This window comes from Pseudomonas sp. NFACC13-1, assembly GCF_900104425.1.
GTDB classification, from domain to species: Bacteria; Pseudomonadota; Gammaproteobacteria; order Pseudomonadales; family Pseudomonadaceae; genus Aquipseudomonas; species Aquipseudomonas fluorescens_AA.
Map to the genome: position 1 here is coordinate 19,284 of NZ_FMXV01000029.1, position 24,899 is coordinate 44,182.

23 protein-coding genes, 1 pseudogene and 1 riboswitch are annotated in these 24,899 nt (G+C 62.0%); of the genes and pseudogenes, 9 read left to right on the forward strand and 15 right to left on the reverse strand.

The genetic code is table 11. From position 1 onward, the window contains the following. Positions 1 to 30: 30 nt before the first annotated feature. Both BLQ55_RS26170 and BLQ55_RS26175 read right to left on the reverse strand, forming a co-directional pair. Positions 31 to 912: a formate/nitrite transporter family protein gene (locus BLQ55_RS26170; protein WP_092258202.1), complete on the reverse strand. Its 882-nt coding sequence runs from the start codon at positions 910 to 912 to the stop codon at positions 31 to 33. 254 nt (positions 913 to 1,166) lie between these two features. After that, on the reverse strand, positions 1,167 to 1,568 hold the full coding sequence (locus tag BLQ55_RS26175) for an acyl-CoA thioesterase (RefSeq protein ID WP_072346269.1): 402 nt from the start codon (positions 1,566 to 1,568) through the stop codon (positions 1,167 to 1,169). Between the two features lie 190 nt (positions 1,569 to 1,758). After that, positions 1,759 to 1,865: riboswitch (S-adenosyl-L-homocysteine riboswitch) on the forward strand. A 23-nt stretch (positions 1,866 to 1,888) separates the two neighbouring features. Between BLQ55_RS26175 and ahcY the strand changes: the two genes are divergently transcribed. The 5 genes and pseudogenes from ahcY (at position 1,889) to BLQ55_RS26200 (ending at position 8,532) form a co-directional block, all read left to right on the forward strand. After that, positions 1,889 to 3,298: an adenosylhomocysteinase gene (gene ahcY, locus BLQ55_RS26180; protein ID WP_092204927.1), complete on the forward strand. Its 1,410-nt coding sequence runs from the start codon at positions 1,889 to 1,891 to the stop codon at positions 3,296 to 3,298. A 185-nt stretch (positions 3,299 to 3,483) separates the two neighbouring features. Then, complete coding sequence (metF, locus tag BLQ55_RS26185) at positions 3,484 to 4,329, forward strand: methylenetetrahydrofolate reductase [NAD(P)H] (RefSeq protein WP_092204928.1); 846 nt, start codon at positions 3,484 to 3,486, stop codon at positions 4,327 to 4,329. Positions 4,330 to 4,415: 86 nt separating this feature from the next. Beyond that, on the forward strand, positions 4,416 to 5,498 hold the full coding sequence (locus BLQ55_RS26190; protein WP_092258205.1) for a hypothetical protein: 1,083 nt from the start codon (positions 4,416 to 4,418) through the stop codon (positions 5,496 to 5,498). A gap of 123 nt (positions 5,499 to 5,621) precedes the next feature. Beyond that, positions 5,622 to 6,432: pseudogene (locus tag BLQ55_RS26195) on the forward strand (substrate-binding periplasmic protein); the annotation flags it as partial. Positions 6,433 to 6,663: 231 nt separating this feature from the next. Then, complete coding sequence (locus tag BLQ55_RS26200; protein ID WP_092258208.1) at positions 6,664 to 8,532, forward strand: RNA helicase RhlE2; 1,869 nt, start codon at positions 6,664 to 6,666, stop codon at positions 8,530 to 8,532. Between the two features lie 243 nt (positions 8,533 to 8,775). On the opposite strand, the gene BLQ55_RS26205 is transcribed toward BLQ55_RS26200, so the two are convergent. Together BLQ55_RS26205 and BLQ55_RS26210 are read right to left on the reverse strand one after the other, a co-directional pair. Then, complete coding sequence (locus BLQ55_RS26205) at positions 8,776 to 9,372, reverse strand: YceI family protein (RefSeq protein ID WP_092258211.1); 597 nt, start codon at positions 9,370 to 9,372, stop codon at positions 8,776 to 8,778. 32 nt (positions 9,373 to 9,404) lie between these two features. Then, on the reverse strand, positions 9,405 to 9,956 hold the full coding sequence (locus BLQ55_RS26210) for a cytochrome b (RefSeq protein WP_092258214.1): 552 nt from the start codon (positions 9,954 to 9,956) through the stop codon (positions 9,405 to 9,407). 341 nt (positions 9,957 to 10,297) lie between these two features. Here BLQ55_RS26210 and BLQ55_RS26215 point away from each other — a divergent pair, with 341 nt between their 5' ends. Next, on the forward strand, positions 10,298 to 10,804 hold the full coding sequence (locus BLQ55_RS26215) for a lectin-like bacteriocin LlpB (protein WP_092258275.1): 507 nt from the start codon (positions 10,298 to 10,300) through the stop codon (positions 10,802 to 10,804). Positions 10,805 to 11,387: 583 nt separating this feature from the next. Here the strand turns inward: BLQ55_RS26215 and BLQ55_RS26220 are convergent. Further along, entirely contained in the window at positions 11,388 to 13,163 is a 1,776-nt protein-coding gene (locus tag BLQ55_RS26220) for a flavin monoamine oxidase family protein (protein WP_092258217.1), read from the reverse strand. 224 nt (positions 13,164 to 13,387) lie between these two features. Between BLQ55_RS26220 and BLQ55_RS26225 the strand changes: the two genes are divergently transcribed. After that, the gene (locus BLQ55_RS26225; protein WP_092258220.1) at positions 13,388 to 14,794 is read left to right on the forward strand and encodes an adenosylmethionine--8-amino-7-oxononanoate transaminase; all 1,407 of its coding nucleotides are present in this window, start codon (positions 13,388 to 13,390) and stop codon (positions 14,792 to 14,794) included. A 207-nt stretch (positions 14,795 to 15,001) separates the two neighbouring features. Continuing rightward, positions 15,002 to 15,721 carry a 16S rRNA (uracil(1498)-N(3))-methyltransferase gene (locus BLQ55_RS26230; RefSeq protein WP_072405885.1) on the forward strand — a complete coding sequence of 240 codons (720 nt, stop codon included), beginning with the start codon at positions 15,002 to 15,004 and terminating at the stop codon, positions 15,719 to 15,721. Between the two features lie 126 nt (positions 15,722 to 15,847). Here BLQ55_RS26230 and BLQ55_RS26235 read toward each other — a convergent pair whose 3' ends face one another. Further along, the gene (locus tag BLQ55_RS26235) at positions 15,848 to 16,465 is read right to left on the reverse strand and encodes a PAQR family membrane homeostasis protein TrhA (RefSeq protein ID WP_092204934.1); all 618 of its coding nucleotides are present in this window, start codon (positions 16,463 to 16,465) and stop codon (positions 15,848 to 15,850) included. A gap of 145 nt (positions 16,466 to 16,610) precedes the next feature. Between BLQ55_RS26235 and BLQ55_RS26240 the strand changes: the two genes are divergently transcribed. Next, positions 16,611 to 17,525, forward strand: coding sequence for a LysR family transcriptional regulator (locus BLQ55_RS26240; RefSeq protein WP_092204935.1), 915 nt, complete (start codon positions 16,611 to 16,613; stop codon positions 17,523 to 17,525). A gap of 119 nt (positions 17,526 to 17,644) precedes the next feature. Here BLQ55_RS26240 and madM read toward each other — a convergent pair whose 3' ends face one another. The 9 genes from madM to mdcA form a co-directional block, all read right to left on the reverse strand. Next, positions 17,645 to 18,409 carry a malonate transporter subunit MadM gene (gene madM / locus BLQ55_RS26245; RefSeq protein ID WP_092258278.1) on the reverse strand — a complete coding sequence of 255 codons (765 nt, stop codon included), beginning with the start codon at positions 18,407 to 18,409 and terminating at the stop codon, positions 17,645 to 17,647. Positions 18,410 to 18,414: 5 nt separating this feature from the next. After that, complete coding sequence (gene madL, locus BLQ55_RS26250) at positions 18,415 to 18,807, reverse strand: malonate transporter subunit MadL (protein WP_092258223.1); 393 nt, start codon at positions 18,805 to 18,807, stop codon at positions 18,415 to 18,417. Positions 18,808 to 18,873: 66 nt separating this feature from the next. Continuing rightward, the gene (gene mdcH, locus BLQ55_RS26255) at positions 18,874 to 19,794 is read right to left on the reverse strand and encodes a malonate decarboxylase subunit epsilon (protein ID WP_092258226.1); all 921 of its coding nucleotides are present in this window, start codon (positions 19,792 to 19,794) and stop codon (positions 18,874 to 18,876) included. Then, positions 19,791 to 20,414 (reverse strand): malonate decarboxylase holo-ACP synthase, encoded by a 624-nt coding sequence (locus BLQ55_RS26260; protein WP_170847661.1) that lies wholly within the window; start codon positions 20,412 to 20,414, stop codon positions 19,791 to 19,793. Before BLQ55_RS26260 ends, mdcH begins: the two co-directional genes overlap by 4 nt. Further along, positions 20,408 to 21,211: a biotin-independent malonate decarboxylase subunit gamma gene (gene mdcE, locus BLQ55_RS26265; protein ID WP_092258229.1), complete on the reverse strand. Its 804-nt coding sequence runs from the start codon at positions 21,209 to 21,211 to the stop codon at positions 20,408 to 20,410. Before mdcE ends, BLQ55_RS26260 begins: the two co-directional genes overlap by 7 nt. Beyond that, positions 21,208 to 22,059: a biotin-independent malonate decarboxylase subunit beta gene (locus BLQ55_RS26270; RefSeq protein WP_092204938.1), complete on the reverse strand. Its 852-nt coding sequence runs from the start codon at positions 22,057 to 22,059 to the stop codon at positions 21,208 to 21,210. Before BLQ55_RS26270 ends, mdcE begins: the two co-directional genes overlap by 4 nt. After that, complete coding sequence (locus BLQ55_RS26275; RefSeq protein ID WP_003206454.1) at positions 22,052 to 22,351, reverse strand: malonate decarboxylase subunit delta; 300 nt, start codon at positions 22,349 to 22,351, stop codon at positions 22,052 to 22,054. The genes BLQ55_RS26270 and BLQ55_RS26275 overlap by 8 nt, the downstream gene beginning before the upstream one ends. Beyond that, positions 22,351 to 23,226, reverse strand: coding sequence for a triphosphoribosyl-dephospho-CoA synthase (locus BLQ55_RS26280; protein ID WP_092258232.1), 876 nt, complete (start codon positions 23,224 to 23,226; stop codon positions 22,351 to 22,353). Before BLQ55_RS26280 ends, BLQ55_RS26275 begins: the two co-directional genes overlap by 1 nt. Further along, positions 23,227 to 24,897 (reverse strand): malonate decarboxylase subunit alpha, encoded by a 1,671-nt coding sequence (mdcA, locus tag BLQ55_RS26285; RefSeq protein WP_092258234.1) that lies wholly within the window; start codon positions 24,895 to 24,897, stop codon positions 23,227 to 23,229. Positions 24,898 to 24,899 lie beyond the last annotated feature (2 nt).

Sequence of the window (24,899 nt, forward strand, 5' to 3'; positions counted from 1 at the left end):
CACGCCGGGAGCCAGGGATCAGGTTCCCGCCTATTCCGAATCGCTGCGCCGCGCAGGCTTATCCGGGCGTTTATCTTTGGGCAGGCCGACTTCGCTGCGGATCTGTGCATGGCTGATCAAAGCGAAGATGAAGCTGCCGCCGACGATGTTGCCGGCCAGCGTCGGCCCGGCGAAAACCATCCAGAAGTCCTCCCAGGACAACTGGCCGGCGAACACCAGGTAGGACACTTCGGCCGAGCCGACGACGATGTGGGTGAAATCCCCCAGCGCCATGAGGTAGGTGATCAGAATGATGATCCACATCTTGGCGCTTTCCATGGACGGGATCATCCAGACCATGGTGGCGATCATCCAGCCGGAAATGATGCCCTTGGCGAACATCTGGCCGGTGTCGTTCTCCATGACCTTGCGGCCGATCTCCAGGAAAGCCTGATCGGTGCGCGGGTCGAAAATCGGCAGGTGCAGCATCACGTAGGCCACCAGCAAGGTGCCGCACAGGTTGCCCACCAGCACCACCCCCCAAAGCCGCAGCAACCGACCGAAGTTGCCCAGCGTGGGTTTGCTCATGATCGGCAGCACGGCGGTCAGGGTGTTTTCGGTGAACAGTTGCTGGCGGGCCAGGATCACCGCAAGGAAGCCGGCGCAGTAACCGAAACTGGCGATGACCTTGAAGCCCTCGTGATCCGGCAGCCGGGAGCTGAGCAAGCCCATCGCCATCAGCGACAGCCCCATGGTCAGCCCCGCCGCCAGGGCCGACCACCAGAGCGCGGCGATACTGCGCTCCAGCTCCAGATCGCCCTGGGTGCGGATGATTTCATGCAACACGGCCGCCCGCGGCGGCTGGTTACGGTCGACTTCGTGCTGCTCCTGAGCCGAAAGGTCAGGGGTCTTGCCGTCTTTATGAGTGTCCATGCAACTCCTGAACCCGTGGCGTGATGTACCTACGACACGCGGCGCCCGGAGCTGTTCAGTGGCACCCCAAACACAAATGTGGGCGCGAGCCTGCTCGCGATAGCGGTGGGTCGGTTTGCATCGGTGTTGAATATGCAATCGTCATCGCGAGCAAGCTCGCTCCCACAAAGGGTTCTGCGGTGAGGTCGAGATTCAGGTTTGCCGCCAACTCCCCTGTGGGAGCGAGCTTGCTCGCGATGAAAGCGCCGCCGATCTCACTCGACGACATCATCCTTGAACTGGTCCTTGACGTACTTGATCTCGGTCCGGCCATGGGGCGCGGGCAAGCCGTCTTCGCCGAGGTTGACGAAGACCATTTTCTCCACGGTCAGGATGCTCTTGCGGGTGATCTTGTTGCGCACCTCGCAGGTCAAGGTGATGGAGGTGCGGCCAAACTCGGTGGCGGTGATGCCCAGCTCGATGATGTCGCCCTGGCGCGAAGCGCTGACGAAATTGATTTCCGAAATGTACTTGGTGACCACGCGCTGGTTGCCCAACTGGACAATGGCGTAGATCGCCGCCTCCTCGTCGATCCAGCGCAACAGGCTGCCGCCGAACAGCGTGCCGTTGGGGTTGAGGTCTTCGGGCTTGACCCATTTGCGGGTGTGGAAATTCATGATCACTCCTGAGCGTCTGGTCGATGGATTGCTGCATCATGGCAGACCGCACGGCCAGGCTCTACGTCGCGGGCCCTATGACGGTCATCGGCAATTTCGATTTGCCGACAGAAACCCTTTTGGAAGATCCGATTAGCCCGTTATAATCGCCCCGCTTTACCCGGTCCACCCGTTGGACCGGTCCCGCCACCTGTCCGAGGGGCGCTGCAGCAGGCTCGACCTGTCAGGCTCGGATGGGGCGTTGTTTGTACGGGCCTGCCCGCACGGACACTAAACGCACAACGGCGCCCATTCGCATACATTACGAATGGAGGCTCTTCATGAGCGCTGTTATCACGCCCGCAGCTTTTACCGATTACAAAGTCGCCGACATGTCCCTGGCTGCCTGGGGCCGTCGCGAAATCATCATCGCCGAATCCGAAATGCCAGCCCTGATGGGTCTGCGTCGCAAGTACTCTGGCGAACAGCCATTGAAAGGCGCAAAAATCCTCGGCTGCATCCACATGACCATCCAGACCGCCGTGCTGATCGAAACCCTGGTTGCCCTGGGTGCCGAAGTGCGCTGGTCGTCCTGCAACATCTTCTCGACCCAGGACCAGGCCGCTGCCGCCATCGCCGCCGCCGGTATCCCGGTATTCGCCTGGAAAGGCGAGACCGAGCAGGAGTACGAGTGGTGCCTGGAGCAGACCATCCTCAAGGATGGCCAGCCATGGGATGCCAACATGATCCTCGACGACGGCGGCGACCTGACCGAGCTGCTGCACAAGAAGTACGCCGCGGTACTGGACAAGGTCCACGGCGTCACCGAAGAGACCACCACCGGCGTTCACCGCCTGCTGGACATGCTGGCCAAGGGCGAACTGAAGATCCCGGCCATCAACGTCAACGACTCGGTGACCAAGAGCAAGAACGACAACAAGTACGGCTGCCGTCACAGCCTCAACGACGCCATCAAGCGCGGCACCGACCACCTGTTGTCGGGCAAGCAGGCGCTGGTGATCGGCTACGGTGACGTGGGCAAGGGTTCGTCCCAGTCCCTGCGCCAGGAAGGCATGATCGTCAAGGTGTCCGAAGTCGACCCGATCTGCGCCATGCAGGCTTGCATGGACGGTTTCGAACTGGTTTCGCCGTTCATCGACGGGATCAACGACGGCACCGAAGCCAGCATCGACAAGGCGCTGCTGGGCAAGATCGACCTGATCGTGACCACCACCGGCAACGTCAATGTCTGCGACGCCAACATGCTCAAGGCCCTGAAGAAGCGCGCCGTGGTCTGCAACATCGGTCACTTCGACAACGAAATCGACACCGCTTTCATGCGCAAGAACTGGGCATGGGAAGAAGTGAAGCCACAGGTCCACAAGGTGCACCGCACCGGCACCGGCAGCTTCGACCCACAGAACGACGACTACCTGATCCTGCTGGCCGAAGGCCGCCTGGTTAACCTGGGCAACGCCACCGGTCACCCAAGCCGCATCATGGACGGTTCGTTCGCCAACCAGGTCCTGGCCCAGATCTTCCTGTTCGGCCAGAAATACGCCGACCTGTCGCCGGCCCAGAAAGCCGAGCGCCTGACCGTGGAAGTACTGCCCAAGAAACTCGACGAAGAAGTGGCCCTGGAAATGGTCCGCGGTTTCGGCGGCGTGGTCACCAAGCTGACCAAGCAACAGGCTGACTACATCGGCGTCACCGTCGAAGGCCCGTTCAAGCCGCACGCTTACCGCTACTGATCGGCGCTGCTCCCCCTGTGGGAGCGGGCTCTTTTGTGGGAGCGAGCCTGCTCGCGATGCAGACACCTCGATCTGACTGTCGGACCGAGGTGATACTAATCGCGAGCAGGCTCGCTCCCACATAAGCCCGCCCCCACCTGGGATATGCAAGCCTCACCGGCCTACGAGTTTCCAAGGATATGACCATGTCCCAAGACCGTCGCTACAGCTTCGAGTTCTTCCCGACGAAGACCGATGCTGGGCATGAAAAACTGATTGCCACTGCCCGCCAGTTGGCCAGCTACAACCCCGATTTCTTCTCCTGCACCTATGGCGCGGGCGGTTCGACCCGCGATCGCACCCTGAACACCGTGTTGCAGCTCGAAAGCGAAGTCAAAGTTCCCGCGGCCCCTCACCTGTCCTGCGTCGGCGACAGCAAGGACGACCTGCGCGGCCTGTTGACCCAGTACAAGGCCGCCGGCATCAAGCGCATCGTTGCCCTGCGTGGCGACCTGCCGTCGGGCATGGGCATGGCCAGCGGTGAGCTGCGCCATGCCAACGAACTGGTGAGCTTCATTCGTGAGGAAACCGGCGAACATTTCCACGTCGAAGTGGCTGCGTATCCGGAGATGCACCCGCAAGCGCGCAACTTCGAAGACGATCTGCGCAATTTCGTGCGCAAGGCCAATGCTGGCGCCAACAGTGCCATCACCCAGTATTTCTTCAACGCCGACAGTTATTTCTACTTCGTCGAACGTATCCGCAAGCTGGGCGTCGACATTCCTGTCGTGCCGGGAATCATGCCAATCACCAACTACAGCAAGCTGGCGCGCTTCTCCGACGCGTGCGGTGCAGAAATCCCACGCTGGATTCGCAAACAACTGGAAGCCTATGGCGATGACTCCTCAAGCATCCAAAGCTTCGGCGAGGAAGTCATCACACAAATGTGTGAGCGTTTGTTGCAGGGCGGCGCACCAGGGCTGCATTTCTATACCCTTAACCAGGCCGAGCCCAGCCTCGCGGTATGGAACAACCTCAAGCTGCCGCGCTGAATTGACTTAATGCGGTGGTACAAAGAGGCCTTGGCGAAAACCAAGGCCTTTTTTATTAAGCACAGACATCTGGAGGATCGCAGTAGATGCCCAATGGTCACAGGCTAACGACCCCACAACTCATTTATCTGGTCTACGGGGCCGAAACCTATCACCAGGAAGCGTTGTTCAGCATCGCCAGCGCATTGGCCGGTCTGCGCAAGACACCGGACCAAGCCTTGGATATCCAGGTGTTCACCGACAATCGCGCACCGTACGCAGGGCTGCCGGTGCGTCTGCGCCCGCTGGACAATGAAACCCGCCAGGCCTGGATCGAACCCCACGGGTATCACTTCCGTGCCAAGCACGTGGTAATGCAGAAGGTGCTCGAAGAAGCCGAAGTGGCGCTGCTGATCGACACCGACACTTTTTTCCATTGCTCCCCCCTCGAACTGTTTCGCCGGGTCCAGCCTGGCACGTTGCTGTGCAATGCCTTCGGCCTGACGTATGGCGCCAACAAGGACGCCGGGCTTTACCTGACACTGGCCGACACACTGCGCCAGCGGCAGCTCGCGGACGACGACATGCCGTTGTTGAACTCCGGGGTCATTGGTCTCAACTGCGTCGATGCGTCGGTCCTGGATCGCTCGATCGCCCTGATGGATGAGCTGTATCCATTGGCGAAGGGTGCCTACACGCTGGAAGAATTCTGCCTTTCGGTAGCGGCCTATCGCTCGGTGCGGGTGCGCGAGTGCCCGGACCTGATCCACCACTATTGGAGCCGCAAGCAGCTGTTCCGCGCCAAGACCAAAGCCTGGCTCGACAAACACGGTGCCGCACCGACTTGCCACCAGGCCCTGGATGAAACCGGTCAAGTCACCGCCACCCTGCCTCGACCGCCGGCCTTCCAACGCCTGGCCTATAAGTTCATCACCCTGGGGCTGCCCAGCCATAAACGCCAGTTCATGCGCGAGATCCTCTATGGCTGCTATCGCCATACCAATGAGTTCGACCAGGCCTGCGCCCCGGTCTGGTGGGAAAAAGCCCTGCAGAACGTCGAACATCGCCTGGAAAAATCGCTGCAGGACCATGAACTCAAACGTTGGCTCGATCATCCGCTGATTCGCCTCGTGCTGGGTGAGCGCCGCGAAGCCATCTATGCGCATCTGATGCAGGCAAAAGGTAACTAGTGCCTGCGTGGTGAGTTCGTCAGTTCAAATTCGCAGAAGTTGACTCACTCACCAAACAGGCCACCAGGGCACAGGCCAGAGCGCTCTAGCTATTTGATGAGCTCTCGTCGTAACCTCAGGCCCATGCCCGTCATTGTCCAGCTGCTGACCACCCTTCTTCTCTTGTGCCTGAGCGTGACCGCCCAGGCCGAAAAGTTGCGCATTGTCACCGAACCCTGGGCGCCTTATGTCTACGAAGAGAACGGCAAGATGCTCGGCCTGGACTACGAAACCACGGCCATTGTGTTCAAACGCCTGGGCATCGATGTGGAATGGCAGTTCCTGCCCTGGAAGCGGTGCCTGGCGATGCTGGAACAAGGGCTGGCGGACGGTGCGCTGGACATTTTCCACAGCGATGAGCGCGATGCCCTGTTGCTTTACCCCAGCGAACCGCTGTCGGACGTGGAGTTCGTGATGTTCTACGCCAACGCCCGCCCCCATCCGTTTCGCACGCTCGACGACCTGGGCGGCCTGACCGTTGGCACTTCGCCCGGTTACCTGTACAGCCAGGCCTTCCGTGAGTCGACCCTGTTCAAACGTGAAGCGGCGCCCACCCACGAAGCCAACTTCGGCAAGTTGCAACTGGGTCGGATCGACCTGCTCATCACCGACCGCAGGGTCGGCCGACATGTGCTCGAACAAATGCAGTTGGGCGACCAGATCACCGAAAACCCAGTGGTAGTGAGCCGTCAAAGCCAATACCTGGCGGTGCGGCGCAATGCCGGGATGGATTTGCTGGTGCAACGCTTCAGTGCCGAACTCAAGCGTTTCAAGCGCGAACCAGCCTATGCCGAACTGAGCGCCCGCTACGGCGCAGGCGCTATGACCAAGGCCACCTCGCCCGGCCGGGCCAGCACTGAAATAAACCGTTGAGCAGCAGGAAAGCGGCGCGAGGCGTTTGCTCTGTTATACTCCGGCCTTCCCGCCAGGCTTACGCCCGGACGCCCGGCCTTGCAAAAGGCATCCCGACACCGCTACAGCGCCGCCTACGGCCCGCGCGAGCCTTGTCCGGACCCGCCTTCGAGGCCCGGCAGGACCGGACGGGATGACGTCTTTTGGTTGAACGTCATTCGCGCCCGGCAAGACTATCCCATTGGGCCAGGCCCTCACTAAAACAGGATTACTCATGTCCTTTGCTTCCCTCGGTCTCTCCGAGGCTTTAGTCGGCGCCATCGAAGCCGCCGGCTATACCCAGCCTACCCCGGTGCAACAGCGGGCCATTCCCGCCGTGTTGCAAGGTCGCGACCTGATGGTCGCGGCGCAGACAGGTACTGGTAAAACCGGTGGTTTCGCCCTTCCGATCCTGGAGCGGTTGTTTCCCAACGGTCACCCAGACAAATCCCAGCGTCATGGCCCGCGCCAACCGCGCGTACTGGTCCTGACCCCCACCCGCGAACTGGCGGCCCAGGTACACGAGAGCTTCAAGGTCTACGCTCGCGACCTGAAGTTCGTCAGCGCCTGCATTTTTGGCGGCGTCGGCATGAACCCCCAGGTCCAGGCCATGTCCCGTGGCGTCGATGTACTGGTGGCCTGCCCCGGTCGCCTGCTGGACCTGGCCGGCCAGGGCAGCGTCGATTTGTCCCACGTTGAAATCCTCGTGCTGGACGAAGCCGACCGCATGCTCGACATGGGCTTTGTCCATGACGTGAAGAAAGCCCTCGCCCGCCTGCCCGCCAAGCGTCAGAACCTGCTGTTTTCGGCGACGTTCTCCAAGGACATCACCGACCTGGCCGGCAAGCTGCTGCACAACCCGGAGCGCATCGAAGTCACGCCGCCGAACACCACGGTCGAGCGTATCGAGCAGCGTGTGTTCCGCCTGGCGGCCAGCCACAAACGTGCCCTGCTGGCGCACCTGATTACCGCCGGCGCCTGGGAACAGGTCCTGGTCTTCACCCGTACCAAGCACGGTGCCAATCGCCTGGCCGAGTACCTGGACAAGCACGGCCTGCCAGCCGTGGCGATCCACGGCAACAAGAGCCAGAACGCCCGCACCAAGGCCCTGGCCGACTTCAAGGCCGGCGAAGTGCGTATCCTCGTGGCCACCGACATCGCGGCCCGTGGCCTGGACATCGACCAGTTGCCCCACGTGGTCAACTTCGAGCTGCCGAACGTCGATGAAGATTACGTTCACCGTATCGGCCGTACCGGCCGGGCCGGTCGTTCGGGCGAAGCGATCTCGCTGGTCGCGCCGGACGAAGAAAAGCTGCTCAAAAGCATCGAGCGCATGACCAAGCAGAAAATCGCCGACGGTGACCTGATGGGCTTCGATGCCAGCACCATCGAAGCCGAGAAGCCTGAAGTACGCGAACGTCCGGATGTGCGTAATCCGCGCAATGCCCGTGGCCCACGGGGCGACGGTCCGAACGGCGGCGGTGGTGGCGGCGGTCGCAAAGACAAAGGCAAGGACAAGGGCAAGGAAAAATCGGCCAGCAACAGCAACGGCCGCGGCGAACGCCCTGCCCGCGAGCAGAAGCCCCGCGAAGGCACCCCGGCCCGTGAGCAGCAGCGCCCGGCTCCGCGCGCCGCAGCCGATCGTGCCCCGGACGAGTTCCTGGATGACGATGTCGATAACTTCGGTAACCGCGTCGACTACGTGCCACAACAGAAACCGGCCCAGGGCCGCGGTCGCCGTCCGGGTGCCCCGGCACAGGGCGCAGGTGCAGGCGCTCCGCGCAGTGGCCAGCCACAGGGTCGCCAGAACGGTCCGCGCAACAGCAACGGCTCGTCTACCGGCACACCTCCGGCCAAGCGCAGCGGCCCACGCAACGGCGCCCCCCGTGACGGCCAGGCCCGTCGCGACGACACCCGCCCACGCCGCCCGGCCCGTGACGACCAGCCTCGCCAGGAACCCGCCGTGCAGAACCCACGCAGCAACCAGCCGAAGATCATGCACAAGGAATCGAAAGCCGATCGCTTCCCGACACCTGAACAGCTGGATCAACTGCCAAGCCGTCCACGGGGCGAGAAACCGGCATTGCTGACGCGCAATCGCTGAGTTTTCCCAAGCCGTGAAAAAGCCCCGGGTCTCGCGACCCGGGTTTTTTTTTGGCCCGACACATTCCAGATGTGGGAGCGAGCTTGCTCGCGATAGCGGTGTATCAGCCAAGATCAATGCGACAGAACTGCCGTCATCGCGAGCAAGCTCGCTCCCACAGGGTTCTCTGTGCTGCCCGGATCCGCGCAATAAAAAACGCCCCTGGTCCCAAGACCAGGGGCGTTTTTTTGTCAGGCGCGAAGGTTACTTCGCTTTGACACCTTCAAACGAGACGTACAGCTCAACGACGTCAGATTGTGGACCCAGGTCCATCATCTTGCCGAAGTCCGAACGCTTGATGCTGGTGGTGCCCTCGAAGCCGGCACGGTAGCCGCCCCATGGGTCCTTGCCTTCACCCAGGAAGGTGGCCTTGACCACGATTGGCTTGGTCACACCGTGCAGCGTCAGGTCGCCGGTCACGTCGGCAGTCTCTTTGCCAGCGGCATTCTTACCGGTGGATTTGACGCTGGTGGACACGAACTTGGCATCGGCGTACTTGGATACTTCCAGGAAGTCCTTGCTGGCGATGTGCTTGTCGCGCTCGGCGTGGTTGGTGAACACGCTGGCGGTACGTACGTTGAACTCGATCTTGCTGTCTTCTGGCTTGGCGGCGTCGAAGCTGAACTTGCCGTCGATGTCCTTGAAAGTACCGGTGATGTAGCTATAGCCCAGGTGGCTGATCTTGAAGTCGACGAAGGCGTGCTGGCCTTCCTTGTCGACCACGTAGTCGGCAGCCATGGCCTGGCCGGCAGACAGCAGGGCAGAACCGATTGCCAGGGCGGCGAGCGTCTTTTTCAACATGCTTTCTATTCCTTTGGAGTCGAGGTTGAACATCAGGCTTGGCGCCCCAGCATTCGCTTGAGGGTCGCGTCACGGTCGATAAAGTGGTGTTTCAATGCTGCCAACGCATGAAGGCCGGAAAAAATGACCAGCGCCCATGCCAGGTAGAAGTGGATCTCACCGGCGACGTCTGCCTGATCGGGCAGTCCGGACACCAGCGCGGGCACTTCAAACAAGCCAAACACCGGGATCCCGACACCGTCTGCGGTGGAAATCAGGTAACCGGCGATCATCACGGCGAACAACCCGAGATACAGTGCGCCATGGCCAAGCTTGGCGCCGACGCGGGTCAGCCGGCCATAGGTTGGCAGGGTCGGCGGCGGCGGGCTGACAAAACGCCAGATCACCCGCAGCAACATGACCGCCAGCAGCACCAGGCCAATGCTCTTGTGCAGGTCCGGCGCGTCTTTGCGCCAGGTGCTGTAGTAATCCAGGCCGACCATCCACAGGCCCAGGGCGAACAGCCCGTACACCACCAGCGCAACGCCCCAGTGCACAGCGATACTGACCCAGCCATAGCGAGAAGAAGAGTTGCGAAGCTGCATTGCTCATATCCTGTAAAAACTGAGATCAAGACTAGCGAGTTATCTATCGATTTAAAGCGGAAATTTTCGCTTTGAAATATCGAGAAATACGATCATGAGTCTGGAGGGGGTGGGTTAAGGAAAGATTAAAGAGAAATGACGGGCGTGATGGCAAGAGGGCAGGCAGCCATGGGATGGCCGCACGGATCTCATCGCGAGCAAGCTCGCGCCCACAGGAAGCCGTGCCCGGCGCCGTCATCATGATCCAAAATTTTTTGCCCCTGCAATATATATGTATCGCCGTTTCCGTTTTTACCCTTGATTAAATGAAACTCCAACATTCATTGAACAAGATGAAAAACATGGCAGTTCCTTATACTCCATTTCAAACAAGTGGCTCACCGTTGCTGTCTCCCAATCAAACAATGTCACCGGGGCAGTACCTCCAGTCTCCAAATGGACGATTTCGATTGGTATTGCAGGCTAATGGGAATTTGATCATCAAAGATGGTGAGGCTGTAGTCTGGGTTGCAGATGGCAGCCAGCGATATAGCAAAACCTTGCACCCCAAAAGAATGCGTGAGCCTCTACAGTTCGTAATTAGCAACAGTGGCTTTCTCTATGACCCATCCAGAAGACGCTTATGGATTGCTGAAAGTAGCCATAGTACTGACAAGTCGCTTTGGTACAACGCTTGTATGGTCATTCAGGATGACGGCAACCTAGTCATCCATGACAGGCGAACGGGAAAGCTATGCTGGGCTCGCTTTGGCTTCGTCCCGGGACGTATGTCCAAGCCAAAGCGGGTCAAAATTTTATTTGAGGACTTGGAAATTAAAACTTGGTCGTTTTCACTGCCGCCTCTCTAGAGTCACTTATTGACGCACTCTGGCCTGTAAGGATCCATGTCGCATCTATAAACTAATTGAGGATCGTGCTTTTTCAGCACCATACGACCATCAGCAGTGCAACCACTGACACCGAATACTGCCAATAGCATTAAAGCCGCTATCAACTTCATATTAATTCCAGCCTTTACGAGGTGAAAATTGTGAATTATTAGTTTACCGAGCACTCAGGCCTATATGGATCGATGGAGCATTTGTGTGCTAACTGCGGATCATTTTTTGGAATCATCGGAATCATAAGGGGATCTCTACATTCACCATACACACAACCAGAAAGTACAATCACCGTTATTACCGCCGTTAATAGTCTCATAAACACCCCAGCCTTTTGGTTTTGCAGAGACTAGAACGCAACGTTTGCCGTAATCTATCGCTCCCTTCCGACTCTTTTGTGGGAAGCATCCGATATATCGCTAAGACGTGTAGGGCCACGATCGTAAACTGTGCGATGTCACGGCACCGCGCAAGCAAGCCGGGCATTTCATGCTTGAAAAATAAGCAAAAAAAGCGCGGCCCTTGGGCCGCGCTTTTTTACGCCTGGACGTTACTGAGCCTGAGTCTCAGTGGTCGCCGCCGGTTTGGCCGCTGGTTTCTTCACCGGCTCGGCCTTTTTCACCGGCGCCTTGGCTGGGACCTTTTTCGCCGGGGCTTTGGCTGCCGGCCTCTTCGGCGTAGCTTTGGCCGCGGCCTTTTTGGTCGGCTCGGCTTTTACCGGGACCGCAGCCTTCGGCGCTTCTACCGGCGCAGGTGCCGGGGTTGGCGCTGGCGCAGGCGTCGGTGCTGGCGGCGCGACCGGCTCTGGCGCCTTGACCGGCTCCGGCTTCTTGTCGTCATCCGAGCCACCGAACAGGTTGGTGAAGAAGTTGCCCTTCTTCGCCGCCACCGCACCGGCAGCGGCAGCGGCGGCTGTCGCGGCGGGAGCGACCTTGGCCGGCTCGAACGACTTGCCGGCCGCCAGGTCTTCAACCTGGCTGGCCGCCCGCTGACCGCTGCGCAACGCGCCTTCCAGGGTGCCCGGATACAGGGTGTCGGTGTGTTCGCCGGCAAAGGCTACACGCTGCAACGGTTTTTCCCACAGGCGCCAGTACTTGCTGATCTGGCCCGGGCCAAAGGCCAGGTACGCGCCGCCCGTGGACGGGTCGGTGCTGTAGCGGCGGATTTCATAACCGGTGAACGCGCCACGGGCCTGTGGATAAAACGCGTGCAGGCGGATCAGCACCTGATCGACCATCTGCTTGTCGCCGAAGGCCTGCATCACCCGGGCGTTGTCGCCGGACAGGTTGATGACCACGTTGGCGCCGCCCTTCATGGCCGGCTCGATCCACATCATGCCCAGGCCGGCGTTGCTGTAGATTTCGCCCGACATGCGTGCCTTGCTGTCCCAGACGGGGGTCTTGAACTTGAGCATGATCTGGTCGCGCCAACCGTAGTTGGTGCCCTTGATCGCGCCTTGATGCTGGGCGTCCAGGGCCGGGGTCAACTGGATCTTGTTCAGCGCCCGCAACGGCACCGCCAGCACCACGTAGTCAGCCTGGTAACCCACGCTGCCGACCTTGACGGTCACGCCGTCCTTGTCCTGGGAGATGGCCGACACCGGCGAGTTGGTCTTGATGGTTTTCAGTTGCTTGACGAACGCCTGGGCCAGTACCGGACTGCCGCCGAGCAGGCGCGAGGCGCGCAGGTCGCGGTCGGACACGCCGCGATAGACTCGGCTCTGCTGTGCGAAATACAGCAGTGACAAGCGCGAAGGTTCGTCATAACGAGTACGAATTTCCTGGTTGACCAGTTGCCGCGCGGTGGCTGGCAGTTGCAGACGGTCGAGCCAGTTGGACACGGTGATCTGGTCCAGGGCATGCAGGGTATTGTTGGCTGCGGGGTTCTGCGGGTCTTCGACGGAGCGCGCCAGGTCGTCCAGGGTGGTTTCGTAGCGCTTGAGGGCTTCGGCGGTGGCCGGCTGCTTGGTCGCCAGGTCGGCGGCGGTGAAATAGGTGCCGTCGATCAGGTAGCTGGGGGTACGCACGAACTCCGGGGCCGGCGTGGTGCTCAGCTTGAAGGTCGAGACGTACTTGTTCAGCACCGGCTGCGTCTTCTCATTGCCGATCCACTCGCTGGTGGCCATGCCCGAGCGACCGCCCAGGTCCGGCTTGGCTTCCAGCAGCGTCACGGCCCAGCCTTTGTTCTGCAGCTCATAGGCCGCGGTGAGTCCCGCCAGGCCGCCGCCGATGACGATGGCCGTCGGTTGCTTGTCCTTGGCCAGCGCCGAAACGCTGAACAGCCCTATCATCACCAGCGCACAGGCGCGCAGCCAACCAGCAGACATTCAACGAACTCCGGAGTAAACGTAGGTAGTTTCAGTTTTTCGAGCCAGACAGCTCAGAAGAGCCGCGAAGAATACGACAGCCATCAAAGCGCCGCCAGCGGCGTCTATCGCCTCGCTCAAAGTAGCGTCAACGACACAATGGGTTGTCCCCAGGGCCGCCATTGCATAGGCTTGCGCGATTGTTTTGCCCGCGCCCGCCGCGAGCCGCCTCGAGGAGACTGTAAATGGGCCTGAATAACCAGTGGATGCAACGCGACCTCGCGGTGCTGTGGCATCCCTGCACCCAGATGAAAGACCACGAACAGCTGCCGCTGATCCCCATCAAGCGCGGTGAAGGCGTGTGGCTGGAAGATTTCGAAGGCAAGCGCTACCTCGATGCCGTCAGTTCCTGGTGGGTCAACGTGTTCGGCCATGCCAACCCGCGCATCAACCAGCGCATCAAGGACCAGGTCGATCAGTTGGAGCACGTGATCCTGGCCGGCTTCAGCCATCAGCCCGTGATCGAACTGTCCGAGCGCCTGGTGAAGATGACGCCCGAGGGCCTGACCCGGTGCTTCTATGCCGATAACGGCTCGTCCTGCATCGAAGTGGCGATGAAGATGAGCTTCCACTACTGGATCAATCGCGGCCGGCCGGACAAGAAGCGCTTCGTCACCCTGAGCAACAGCTACCACGGCGAAACCATCGCGGCGATGTCAGTGGGCGATGTGCCGCTGTTCACTGAAACCTACAAAGCGTTGTTGCTGGACACGATCAAGGTGCCGAGCCCCGACTGCTACCACCGCCCCGAAGGCATGGGCTGGGAAGAACATTCGCGCAACCTGTTCGCCGCCATGGAGCAGACCCTGGCCGAGCACCACGATACGGTGGCGGCGGTGATCGTCGAGCCGCTGATCCAGGGTGCCGGCGGCATGCGCATGTACCACCCGGTGTACCTGAAGTTATTGCGCGAGGCGTGCGACCGCTATGGCGTGCACCTGATCCACGACGAAATCGCCGTCGGCTTTGGCCGCACCGGGACGATGTTCGCTTGCGAGCAGGCCGGTATCACGCCGGATTTTCTCTGCCTGTCCAAGGCCCTGACCGGCGGTTACCTGCCGCTGGCGGCGTGCGTGACCACCGACGAGGTCTACAGCGCGTTCTACGACGACTACCCGACCCTGCGCGCCTTCCTGCACTCCCACAGCTACACCGGCAACCCGCTGGCCTGCGCGGCGGCCCTGGCGACGCTGGATATCTTCGAAGAAGACAACGTCATCGAGAACAACCAGGCCCTGGCCCAACGCATGGCCAGCGCCACCGCGCACCTGGCCGCTCACCCGAACGTCGCTGAAGTACGCCAGACCGGCATGGTGCTGGCCATCGAGATGGTCAAGGACAAGGCCAGCAAAACCGCGTATCCGTGGCAGGAACGGCGTGGCCTGGCGGTGTTCCAGCATGCCCTGGAGCGCGGTGCATTGTTGCGGCCGTTGGGTAGCGTGGTGTATTTCCTGCCGCCGTATGTCATCACCCCCGAGCAGATCGACTTCCTCGCCGAAGTGGCCAGCGAAGGCATCGACATCGCCACCCGGGACAAGGTCAGCGTGGCGGTGCCGAAGGACTTTCACCCGGGCTATCGCGATCCGGGCTGAACCTCGGTCTTCTTGTTGGAACACTATTGTGGCGAGGGGATTTATCCCCGCTGGGCTGCGCAGCAGCCCTAAAACCGGATACCCCGGTGCTTCAGGCAAATCGCGTTGGATGTATTTGGGGCTGCTTCGCAGCCCAGCGGGGATAAATCCCTTCGCCACAGGTGCCGGGAGCATCCATAGCACCGTTAACTTTTTCAGAGATTCGACATGAGACTGTCCCGCTTCTTCATCGACGCCCCCCTGAGCCTCGGCGACCACGAACTGCCCGAAGCCCAGGCCCACTACATCGGCCGGGTGCTACGCATGGCCGAGGGCGATGCGGTGCAGGTGTTCGATGGCTCCGGCCAGGAGTTTCGCGGCACGTTGGCCGAAGTCGGCAAAAAGCGCGTGCGGGTGCAGTTGGACGAGCAGTTCGCCGGACAACTTGAATCGCCGTTGCGTATCCACCTCGGCCAGGGCCTGTCCCGAGGCGAGCGCATGGATTGGGCGATCCAGAAAGCCACGGAGCTGGGGGTCAGCGAAATCACGCCGATTTTCAGCGAGCGCTGCGAAGTGCGCCTCAAGGACGAACGCGCCGACAAACGCCTGCTGCACTGGCGCCAGGTGGCGATCAGTGCTTGCGAGCAGTGCGGGCGCTCGACCGTGCCGGTGATCCATCCGCCGCTGCTGCTGACTGACTGGTTGAAGCAGGCCGAGGCCGAACTGAAGCTGGTGCTGCACCCGGTGGCCGAGCCGCTGGTCAGTCATGAAAAACCGTCGACCCTGGCCTTCCTGATCGGTCCCGAGGGCGGCCTGTCGGATGCCGAGGTCGAGCAGGCCAAGACCGCCGGCTACCAGGCCGCCCGCCTCGGCCCCCGCGTGCTGCGCACCGAAACCGCGCCGGTGGTGGCCCTGGCCGTGGCGCAGCAGTTGTGGGGGGATTTCTGAAGTCAGATGCCCCCTGTGGGAGCGAGCTTGCTCGCGATGGCGGTGGGCCAGTCAACATCGATGCTGATTGATCCGACGCTATCGCGAGCAAGCTCGCGCCCACATTGAGTCCAAGTTGTTCAGGGGTCAGAGCACATAAAGCAGAATCGCCACGAAATGCAGCAGGCTGCCGGCGATCACGAACAGGTGCCAGATGCCGTGGGCGTGGCGCAATCGATGGTCGAGGGCGAAAAAGATGATACCGACGGTGTACAACACGCCGCCCGAGGCCAACCAGGCGAACCCGGTGCTGCCCAGGGCCGCCAGCAGGGGCTTGACCGCCACCAGCACGATCCAGCCCATCACGGCGTAGATCACGATCGACAGGATCCGCGCTTCGGAACGCGGCTTGATTTCCTGCAAGATACCAATCACGGCCAGCCCCCAGACGATCCCGAACAACGTCCAGCCCCACGGCCCGCGCAGGGTCACCAGGCAGAACGGGGTATAGCTGCCGGCGATCAACAGGTAGATCGAAAAGTGATCGACCTTCTGCATGATTTCTTTTTTGCGCCCGCGCACGCTGTGATAAACCGTCGAAGCGCTGTACAGCACCAACAAGGTGAACCCGTAGATCGCCACGCTGACGATCTTCCACGGATCGCCCGCCATCCCGGCGATCACCAGCAACCACACTGCGCCGATAAACGCCGCCACCGCCCCCACCAGGTGCGTCCAGGCGTTGAGTCGTTCCCCGTGATACATCCAATACCACCTCACATTTAGAAACAGGTGCCCAGGCTCAGGCTTGGCGCTGCAAAGTGCAATGGTTTGCTGCTACCCCCTGATTAACTCCTCCAGAAAGAGTCGATTGGGGCACAATCAAACCATACGAATAAGAGTCCGCCCCATGCTGATCGACGAAGAATTGACCCTGAAGAAACTGGAGGTGTTCCTGGCCTTCATGCGCACCGGCAACCTGGCGCGGGCAGCCGCCGAGTTGCAGACCAGCAATGTCAGTGTGCACCGGGCCATTCACTCGCTGGAAAGCGCCCTGCGCTGCCCATTGTTCAAGCACGAAGGTCGCAACCTCACACCGCTGGAAAGCGCTTACGTGCTGGAAGAGCGGGCGCAGAAGCTGATCCAGGACGTGGTCGACAGCGTGCGCCTGACCCGTGAGGCCGCCGGGTTCTCCGCCGAACGCTTCAAGCTCGGCTCGCTGTATTCGTTGACGGTCAAGACCGTGCCGCAGTTGATCATGGGCCTGAAGATCCGCCGCAGCGAACTCAATATCGACCTGATCCTGGGCTCGAACATCGACCTGCTGTACAAGCTCAAGAACATGGAGGTAGACGCGATCCTGATCTCCCTGGACGACAGCGTGAACGACCCGGACTGCGAACATATCGAGCTGTTTTCCGACGACATCTTCCTCGCCACGCCAGCCGACTCGCCCTTTGCCCAGCGCAACGAAGTCGACCTGGCCGAAGTGCGCGACGAAACCTTCATCACCCTCACCCAAGGCTTCGCCACCCACCAGGACGGCGTCCGGGTGTTCAAGCAGGCGGGGTTCGAGCCGAAGGTGGCGATGCAGGTCAACGACATCTTCACCCTGCTGAGCATGGTCAGCTCCGGGGTGGGCTATGCCTTGCTGCCGGGGCGGATCGCGGCGGTGTATGAAAACCGGGTGAAACTGATCCCGTTGCAGGAAAAGTACCGGTTGCAGCAGCACATCGGCGTGGTGTTCCTCAAGGCCAAGGAGCGGGATCCGAACCTGCTGGCGCTGTTGGCCGAGTGCCGGATGTATGCCAATCGCCAGGCCTGAAATCGCGCCGCCCCCATCGCGAGCAAGCTCGCTCCCACAAGGGATATGTGAACACCGATCCAATGTGGGAGCGAGCTTGCTCGCGATGAGGGCAGCCCGCTCAGCGAAAGTCCAAAGCCCTACCCCATCAATCCCCGCATGATCAGGAACAATAACGAAGGCCCCAGCAGGCACCCAAGCGCCGTATAGAACGCCGCCGTCAGGCAACCGTACGGCACCAGCTTAGGATCCGTCGCCGCAAGGCCACCGGCCACGCCGCTGGAGGTGCCCATCAGGCCACCGAAGATCACTGCGCTACGGGGATTATTCAGACCAATCATCGGCGCTACGAACGGCGTCGCCACCATTACCAGGATCGCCTTGATCAAACCGGCGGCAATGGACAACGCCATCACTTCGGAACTGGCACCGATAGCCGCTCCGGTCACCGGCCCGACGATATAGGTCACCGCCCCCGCGCCGATAGTGGTCAAGCTCACCGAATCGGTGTAACCGAAGGCCATCGCCACGCCGACACCGGCAATGAATGACGTACCCACACCGACGAACAACGCCAGCACGCCAACGAAACCGGCACGTTTGAGTTCTTCGACGCTCACGCCGAACGCCGTGGCGACGATGGCGAAGTCCCGCAACATGGCACCGCCCAACAGGCCGATCCCAGACAGCAGCGGAATGTCCACCACACCCTTCTGTCCGCCTGTCATTGCTCCGCCGATGTAGGAGAGCACCAGACCAAGCAGAATGGCGATGGCCGAGCCATGCAACCGACCTTTGGTGAACGTGTTACTGATCCAATAGGACACCCACATGGTAATGCCGACAATGGCGAAACCGCTGATCAGGCCGTAGCCGGTGATGACTTTCATCATGGATTCGTACATGGCAATCACCCGACCGTCTTAACGGAAACATCGGCATGGGAATCTTTGTTGCCAATGCGCACCAGCACCGGCACCAACGCAAAGGCGATCACCACCGCCAGGGTTCCGGCCAGGATTGCCATCGGCCCGCCTTTGAGCGCGCCGTAGACGTTTTGCTGCGCCGCCATCGCGACCACGATAGGAATGTAGACTGCGCTCCAAAACTCCACACCGGCCTCGGACTTGCCCTTGAACAGGCCGCGCTTGCTCAAATAGCTGCCCAGACCGATCAACAGCAGCATAGCAATGCCGACACCACCGACATTGGCCGGCACGCCAATCAATTTGCCCAGCAGCTCACCGATGAAAATACCCGCCAGGGTACAAAAGGCCAGAAACGCCACACCGTAAATAATCATTGTCGTAGTCCTCAAAGTGCATCGTCGAAGTTGTTGTTTTTGTGCTTCGTCAGCTTGAGTCGGTGTCTAGGGTTGGCGGCTTCCCTCCTCACGCAGCAGCGCCTGCAAGGTATCGAGCCGGGCACCGTCGAAGGCAATGACGGTGCCCTGCTCGAACACCCGGCGCGCCAGCCCGGTGAGTACCGCGCCGGGTGGCAGTTCGATCTGTAGCCGCACGCCGCGCTCGTAGGCGCTTTGCACGGTGCTGCGCCAATCGACGACGCGGCACATGTTGAAGGCCAGGTCGTCACGCAGGGCCTCAATGCTGATCACCGGCCGGGCGCGGCTGCCGCTGAGATAGCCCAGTGAGGGCACTTTCAACGGCACTCCGGCAAACGCCTGGGCCAATGTCCGCGCCGGAGCGTCCAGCAACGGGCAATGGGACGGCACGCTCACCGCCAGCCGACAGGCTTTGCCAGCCCCTTGGCGCCGAGCCTTTTCGGCGACCAGGCCCATGGCTTCGTCGCTGCCGGCAATGACCACTTGGTTGTCGGCGTTGATATTGGCCAGGTAGACCGGCGTTGCTTCACCGTGCACCTGCTCCAGCAAGGCTTCCACTGCCGCCAGGTCCAGGCCGATGATCGCGGTCATGCCGTAGCCGTGCGGATACGCCTGCTGCATCAGTTCACCGCGCAGGCTGACCAGCCGCAGCGCATCCTCGAAGCCCAGCGCCCCGGCAACGACTGCCGCCGGATACGCACCGATGGACAACCCCGCCACATAATCCGGCGCCGGAGCTTGTTCCAGCAATCGTCGGGCCGCCGCCACGCCGGCGATCAGCAGGCACAGCTGCACGGCACGGGTCGATTGCAATGCCTCGGCGCTGTCCAGTCGCAAGACGTCTTCACCGAGCACATCCCCTGCCTCGTCCAGGATCAGCGGCGCCAGCCCATGGAGCATGCCCACGCGCTGCGCCCCCTGGCCGGGAAAGACGAAGAGGCTGCTCACGCGACCTGCTCCACGCAAGGCTGCCAAGGATCGCTCACCAGCCGGGCCTGAACGTCATCCTTGAGCAAGACCCGAGGCGACGCTCCCGCCCACTCGCGCAAGGCGACGCCGCCGCAGGGGGTTTGCAATTGCATGTCCACGGCGCATGCCGAGCCGTCCAGCTGCGCCAGCAACTCCCTGGCCTGAAGGCGATCCAGCGGTTGCGGCGTGCGCAGGATCAGGTCCAGGTCGCTGCGCTCGTGCAGCACCTCGATACCGCTGGCCAGTTCGAACCCGGCGCTGCCACTGATGCCCCAGGTCCAACCGCTGGCGTCGAGCAACGGACGCAGCCGGGACAGCGCGTGCAAGGCCGGCAGGTCGCGACGGGATTCGACGTGACATAGGTCTTCGGGGCGCACCCGGCGTTTGATCGCCGCCACCAGAATCGACGTGGCGTAACGTTGTTCCCGCGATTGCCCGCGCACGCCCACCGCAACGTATCCCGCAGCGCTCATCGCCCTTCGCACCACCACCGGTTGCCCGAGACTCAAGGCTTCAACGGCCCAGGCCGGCGCATCCGCAGGCAACCGCTCCGGGGTCAGCCCCCAGAGCAGGTCGTGGGCCATGAGGTTGTTCACCACTGCGCCCTCAACAACTGGCGAACCGTGCTGGAGGCTACCCGATGGGGCGCGCCCAGACGGCTGCTCAGGTCTCGAGGTGCACCGGCAACATCCTTGATCGCCTGTTGCAGGCAATCGGTCACCCGCGCCAGATCAGCCGCCGTCGGTTGTTCGATCTGCTCCACCGACAAGGTTTCCCACAGCAGGCCCAGGCTGGCAAAGCTGTCGATGTCGTAGGCCATCGGCGGCACGCTGGCGGCCAAGGCTTCAAGCTCTTCGACACTGCGCAAGGTCACCCGCGCCGCCGAGGCCTTGCCCATGGCGTGGACCATCACCCCCGGGTCACGCAGGGCGATCAGCCGGTTGGCCTGGTAGCCGTGGGCCAGGAACGCCCCCGACATCGCCTTGCCCACCAGCAAGCCGATCACCGGATGCCCGGCCAGCCGCGCACGGGCATAGCTGTCCGCCGCACCGGCCAAGGCCTGATGAATGCCCAGGGCTTCTTCGCGCCGGCCATAGGCCTGGCTCGGTACATCGACAATCGCGATCAACGCACGCTTGTGGGTGGCATCGCGGTCGGCGGCGATGGCGTCATCCACCGCCTTGGCCAGGCCCCAACCTTCCAGCAAGCCGACTTCGCCGTTGCGCGCCCGTGGGAAACGGTTGCCGGGATCGGCCACCACCGCCAGCAGGCGCACGGTTTGCTCGCCCAGGCGAACATCGGCGACTTTCAACGAAGCAGGCAAACCTTGTACCGCGCTGGCATCGCCACTCAAGGCTTCGAACCAGCGCAAGCCTCTCAATGAATACGCACTCATGGGCGTTCTCCCTGATACAACTGACGAACCGCTGCCGGTTCGATTTGCACGTCAGTGTCCAAGCGTGCCAAGCGCCGCAGGAACAGTTCGGCCTGGCCGCTACGGTGTTGCACGGGCACGCCCAGGTGCAGCAATTGGCTGACCTGTTGGCGGATCTGCGTCACATCGTCGGCCGCATAACGATCCACCAGACCCGTGGCGAAACGCTGCTCGCCCCCCGTCAGGCTCCAGATGAACGGCCGGTCACGGGAGTCGTATTCGTCGAGGCCGGCTTCCTGTTCGATCACTTGCGGACCGTTCAGGCCCAGCCGCGCTTCCCGAGTCACCAGCAGATAACTGCACAGCCCGGCGGCGATGGACATGCCGCCAAAGCAACCGACGCTGCCAGCCACCACGCCAACCACCGGCTGGTACTGACGCAAATCGACAATCGCCGAATGAATCTCGGCAATCGCCGCCAGCCCCAGGTTGGCCTCCTGCAACCGCACGCCACCGGTTTCCAGCAGCAGCACGGCGCGGGTCGGAATGCCTTTGCGGTTGTCCTCGGCGGCCAGCTCCAGCGCACCGGCAATCTTCGCCCCGCCGACTTCACCGAGACTGCCGCCCTGGAACGCGCCTTCGATGGCGGCGATCATCACGGGCAGGCCATCGAGCGAGCCTTTGGCGATCACCACGCCGTCGTCGCTTTGCGGCACCACACCCTGACGCAACAACCACGGCGACATGACCCGCTGGAACGGGTCGAGCAATTCACGGAAGGTGCCGTCATCGAGCAAGGCCTTGGCCCGCTGCCGGGCGCCGAGTTCGACGAAGCTGTGCTTGTTGAGCAACGCTGCGCTGTCAGTCATGGCCGATCTCCTCGAAACCTTGCTCCAGTCGCAAGCGCACCACGCCGGGGGTTGCGCCGAAATCATGGATGTCGATGGACAGGGCCGGTGGCGTCTGGCCGTCGAACATGCGAGCGAACAGATGTTGCCAGCGTTGCTCGCTGCCATTGACCGAGGTCTGCACCTGGATGGTCAGCTTGCCCGCCAGGCCAGGCTCGATCAGCACTTCCAGGTCGCCCGAGCCGACGCAGCCCACCAGCGCCCGGCCCCGTGGCGGCTGCCCGGCGGGGAATTCAAAGGATAGGGTTTCCATCAGCACACTCCAGGGAAGAGGCCATCGCCGCGCTCGATACGATCGAGGAACAGGCAGGCGGCGAGCAGGTCGGCAGCGCCGCCGGGCGAGGCGTTCAAGGCAATCAGTTGTTGGTCCAGCGCGTGCAATTGGCGACGACCGCCCAGGCTCGCACTGCCACCGGCATCGAGCACCGCTCTGGCGCCTTGTTGCATGGCCTGTAGACCCGCTTCGCCGGCGCGGTAGAGCACGCAGGTGTCGGCCAGGCGAGTCATGATCGCCAGCAAGGCATCGAGCCGGGCATTCTGCTCACCCGCCCCCGCCGCGCGGCTGCGCTTGAGTTGCGGCAGGCCCAGGCCAGTCACCGCCGGAAACGCCAGTTGCGCTTCTTCCCGGGCACCGCGCACGCCGTAACGCTGGGCGACCTGGGCACCGTGGCTCAAGGGTTGGGGCGCATGACGGTCGTTGAGCAAGGCCAGGCGGGCAGCGCGCAAAGTAACGGCACTGGCAACACTGGATTCAGGTACCAGCGCCGCTGCAGCGACCAACAGGCCCAAGGCCCAGATCGCGCCACGATGGGTGTTTACCCCGCCTGTGGTGGCGAGCATCGCCGCTTCCCCCTCACGGCCAATCCGCCCAAGGGCTTCGCGCAACGGCAGGTCGATTTCGCCGCATTCAAGGGCGGCCTCGGCCATCTCCTTGAACGCCGGCCACAGCGACAGCGCCGACGCATGCATCAGGCCCAGGTGCAGGTCGGTGTGGGCGCCATTGCCGCGACGGTCCACCAAGGCCGGTTTAGGCGACAGGTCGGCTTCGTCGATCAGCGCATCCACCGCCATGTCCGCCAGACGTTCGGCCAAGGACAGTTTTTTCGGTTGCAGGTTGAAGGCGTGCATTTACCAGCTCCTGAACTTGGCGGGCGGGTTGTAGAGGCCACCGGACCATTCCACCAGATCGGCCACGCTCTTGGCCGCGAGCAACTCGCGGGTAGCGTCGGTGCGACGGATGCCGAGGTCTTCGGGCAAGGCGATCAGCCCTTCGCGGCGCATACGCGCGGTGTCTTTCGGATCATGGCGCAAACCGATGGCGGTGACCCCGGCCACGGCGGCGATCATCGCCTGGCGTTCTTCCAGGGAACGAGCCTTGTACAGGTAGGCGATGCCCTCTTCGGTCAACAGGTGGGTGACGTCGTCGCCGTAGATCATGATCGGCGCCAGGGGCATGCCAGCTTTCTTCGCCACATCCACCGCATCGAGGGTCTCGACGAAGGTCGGTTTGCCGCCCTCCTGGAACGTCTCGACCATCTGCACCACCAGCTTCTTGCCGCGTTCGAGCAACGGCGCCTCGCCATCGCCATGGCGCATGTCGAGCCAGGCCGGCGTGCCATGACGGCGACCGCGTGGGTCGTGGCCCATGTTCGGCGCACCGCCGAAGCCGGCCAAGCGGCCACGGGTCACAGTGGAGGAATGGCCGTCACCGTCCACTTGCAGAGTGGCGCCGATGAACAGGTCCACCGCGTACTGCCCGGCCAGTTGGCAGACCATGCGGTTGGAGCGTAGCGAGCCGTCGTGACCGGTGAAGAACACGTCGGGGCGGGCGGCGATGTAGTTTTCCATGCCCAACTCGGTGCCAAAGCAATGCACGCTTTCGACCCAGCCGCTTTCGATGGCCGGGATCAGGGTTGGGTGCGGATTGAGGGTCCAGTTACGGCAGATCTTGCCCTTCAGGCCGAGGGATTCGCCGTAGGTCGGCAGGATCAATTCGATGGCGGCGGTGTTGAAACCGATGCCGTGGTTGAGGGACTGGACGTTGTGCTTCTCGTAGATCCCACGGATCGCCATCATCGCCATCAACACGTGCACAGGCTTGATGTGGCGCGGGTCGCGGGTGAACAGCGGCTCGATGTAGAACGGCTTGTCGGCCACCACCACGAAATCGACCCAGGACGCCGGGATGTCCACCCGCGGCAGGTCACTGACGTCGTCCACCAGCTGATTGACCTGGACAATGACGATGCCGTCGCTGAAAGCCGCCGGCTCGATCAGCGCCGGCGTGTCCTCGGTGCTGGGGCCGGTGTAGATGTTGCCGGCGCGGTCGGCCATGAAGCCGGCCGAGAGCACCACGTTGGGGATCAGGTCCACCACCAGCCGGGCGTAGAGTTCGATGTAGGTGTGGATCGCCCCGACTTCCAGCAGGCCGTCTTCGAGCAACTGGCTGATGCGCAGGCTCTGGGTGCCGGCGAAGGAAAAGTCCAACTTGCGAGCGATACCGCGTTCGAACAGGTCCAGATGTTCGGAACGACCGACACTGGGCATGATCATGTGCAAGTCATGCAGCTTGCCCGGGTCAGCCTTGACCAGCGAGCGCGAGAGAAAATCCGCCTGCTTCTGGTTATTGCCTTCCAGCACCACGCGGTCGCCGGGCAGGATCAACGCCTCCAGCGCCGCGACGATCTTGTCGGTGGGCAACACCACACCGTCGGCAAGCCCCTTCACCAGCCCGAGACGCCGCTGCTTTTCGCTGCGCCGCCGCGTCCAGCGCGAGTCGGGGGATATTGTTGTTGTCATGA

Excerpts from the sequence above, each read along its gene's own strand:
- BLQ55_RS26170 (WP_092258202.1), bottom strand. The coding sequence starts at position 912 with ATGGACACTCATAAAGACGGCAAGACCCCTGACCTTTCGGCTCAGGAG.
- BLQ55_RS26175 (WP_072346269.1), bottom strand. The coding sequence starts at position 1,568 with ATGAATTTCCACACCCGCAAATGGGTCAAGCCCGAAGACCTCAACCCC.
- ahcY (WP_092204927.1), top strand. The coding sequence starts at position 1,889 with ATGAGCGCTGTTATCACGCCCGCAGCTTTTACCGATTACAAAGTCGCC.
- metF (WP_092204928.1), top strand. The coding sequence starts at position 3,484 with ATGTCCCAAGACCGTCGCTACAGCTTCGAGTTCTTCCCGACGAAGACC.
- BLQ55_RS26190 (WP_092258205.1), top strand. The coding sequence starts at position 4,416 with ATGCCCAATGGTCACAGGCTAACGACCCCACAACTCATTTATCTGGTC.
- BLQ55_RS26200 (WP_092258208.1), top strand. The coding sequence starts at position 6,664 with ATGTCCTTTGCTTCCCTCGGTCTCTCCGAGGCTTTAGTCGGCGCCATC.
- BLQ55_RS26205 (WP_092258211.1), bottom strand. The coding sequence starts at position 9,372 with ATGTTGAAAAAGACGCTCGCCGCCCTGGCAATCGGTTCTGCCCTGCTG.
- BLQ55_RS26210 (WP_092258214.1), bottom strand. The coding sequence starts at position 9,956 with ATGCAGCTTCGCAACTCTTCTTCTCGCTATGGCTGGGTCAGTATCGCT.
- BLQ55_RS26215 (WP_092258275.1), top strand. The coding sequence starts at position 10,298 with ATGGCAGTTCCTTATACTCCATTTCAAACAAGTGGCTCACCGTTGCTG.
- BLQ55_RS26220 (WP_092258217.1), bottom strand. The coding sequence starts at position 13,163 with ATGTCTGCTGGTTGGCTGCGCGCCTGTGCGCTGGTGATGATAGGGCTG.
- BLQ55_RS26225 (WP_092258220.1), top strand. The coding sequence starts at position 13,388 with ATGGGCCTGAATAACCAGTGGATGCAACGCGACCTCGCGGTGCTGTGG.
- BLQ55_RS26230 (WP_072405885.1), top strand. The coding sequence starts at position 15,002 with ATGAGACTGTCCCGCTTCTTCATCGACGCCCCCCTGAGCCTCGGCGAC.
- BLQ55_RS26235 (WP_092204934.1), bottom strand. The coding sequence starts at position 16,465 with ATGTATCACGGGGAACGACTCAACGCCTGGACGCACCTGGTGGGGGCG.
- BLQ55_RS26240 (WP_092204935.1), top strand. The coding sequence starts at position 16,611 with ATGCTGATCGACGAAGAATTGACCCTGAAGAAACTGGAGGTGTTCCTG.
- madM (WP_092258278.1), bottom strand. The coding sequence starts at position 18,409 with ATGTACGAATCCATGATGAAAGTCATCACCGGCTACGGCCTGATCAGC.
- madL (WP_092258223.1), bottom strand. The coding sequence starts at position 18,807 with ATGATTATTTACGGTGTGGCGTTTCTGGCCTTTTGTACCCTGGCGGGT.
- mdcE (WP_092258229.1), bottom strand. The coding sequence starts at position 21,211 with ATGAGTGCGTATTCATTGAGAGGCTTGCGCTGGTTCGAAGCCTTGAGT.
- BLQ55_RS26270 (WP_092204938.1), bottom strand. The coding sequence starts at position 22,059 with ATGACTGACAGCGCAGCGTTGCTCAACAAGCACAGCTTCGTCGAACTC.
- BLQ55_RS26275 (WP_003206454.1), bottom strand. The coding sequence starts at position 22,351 with ATGGAAACCCTATCCTTTGAATTCCCCGCCGGGCAGCCGCCACGGGGC.
- BLQ55_RS26280 (WP_092258232.1), bottom strand. The coding sequence starts at position 23,226 with ATGCACGCCTTCAACCTGCAACCGAAAAAACTGTCCTTGGCCGAACGT.
- mdcA (WP_092258234.1), bottom strand. The coding sequence starts at position 24,897 with ATGACAACAACAATATCCCCCGACTCGCGCTGGACGCGGCGGCGCAGC.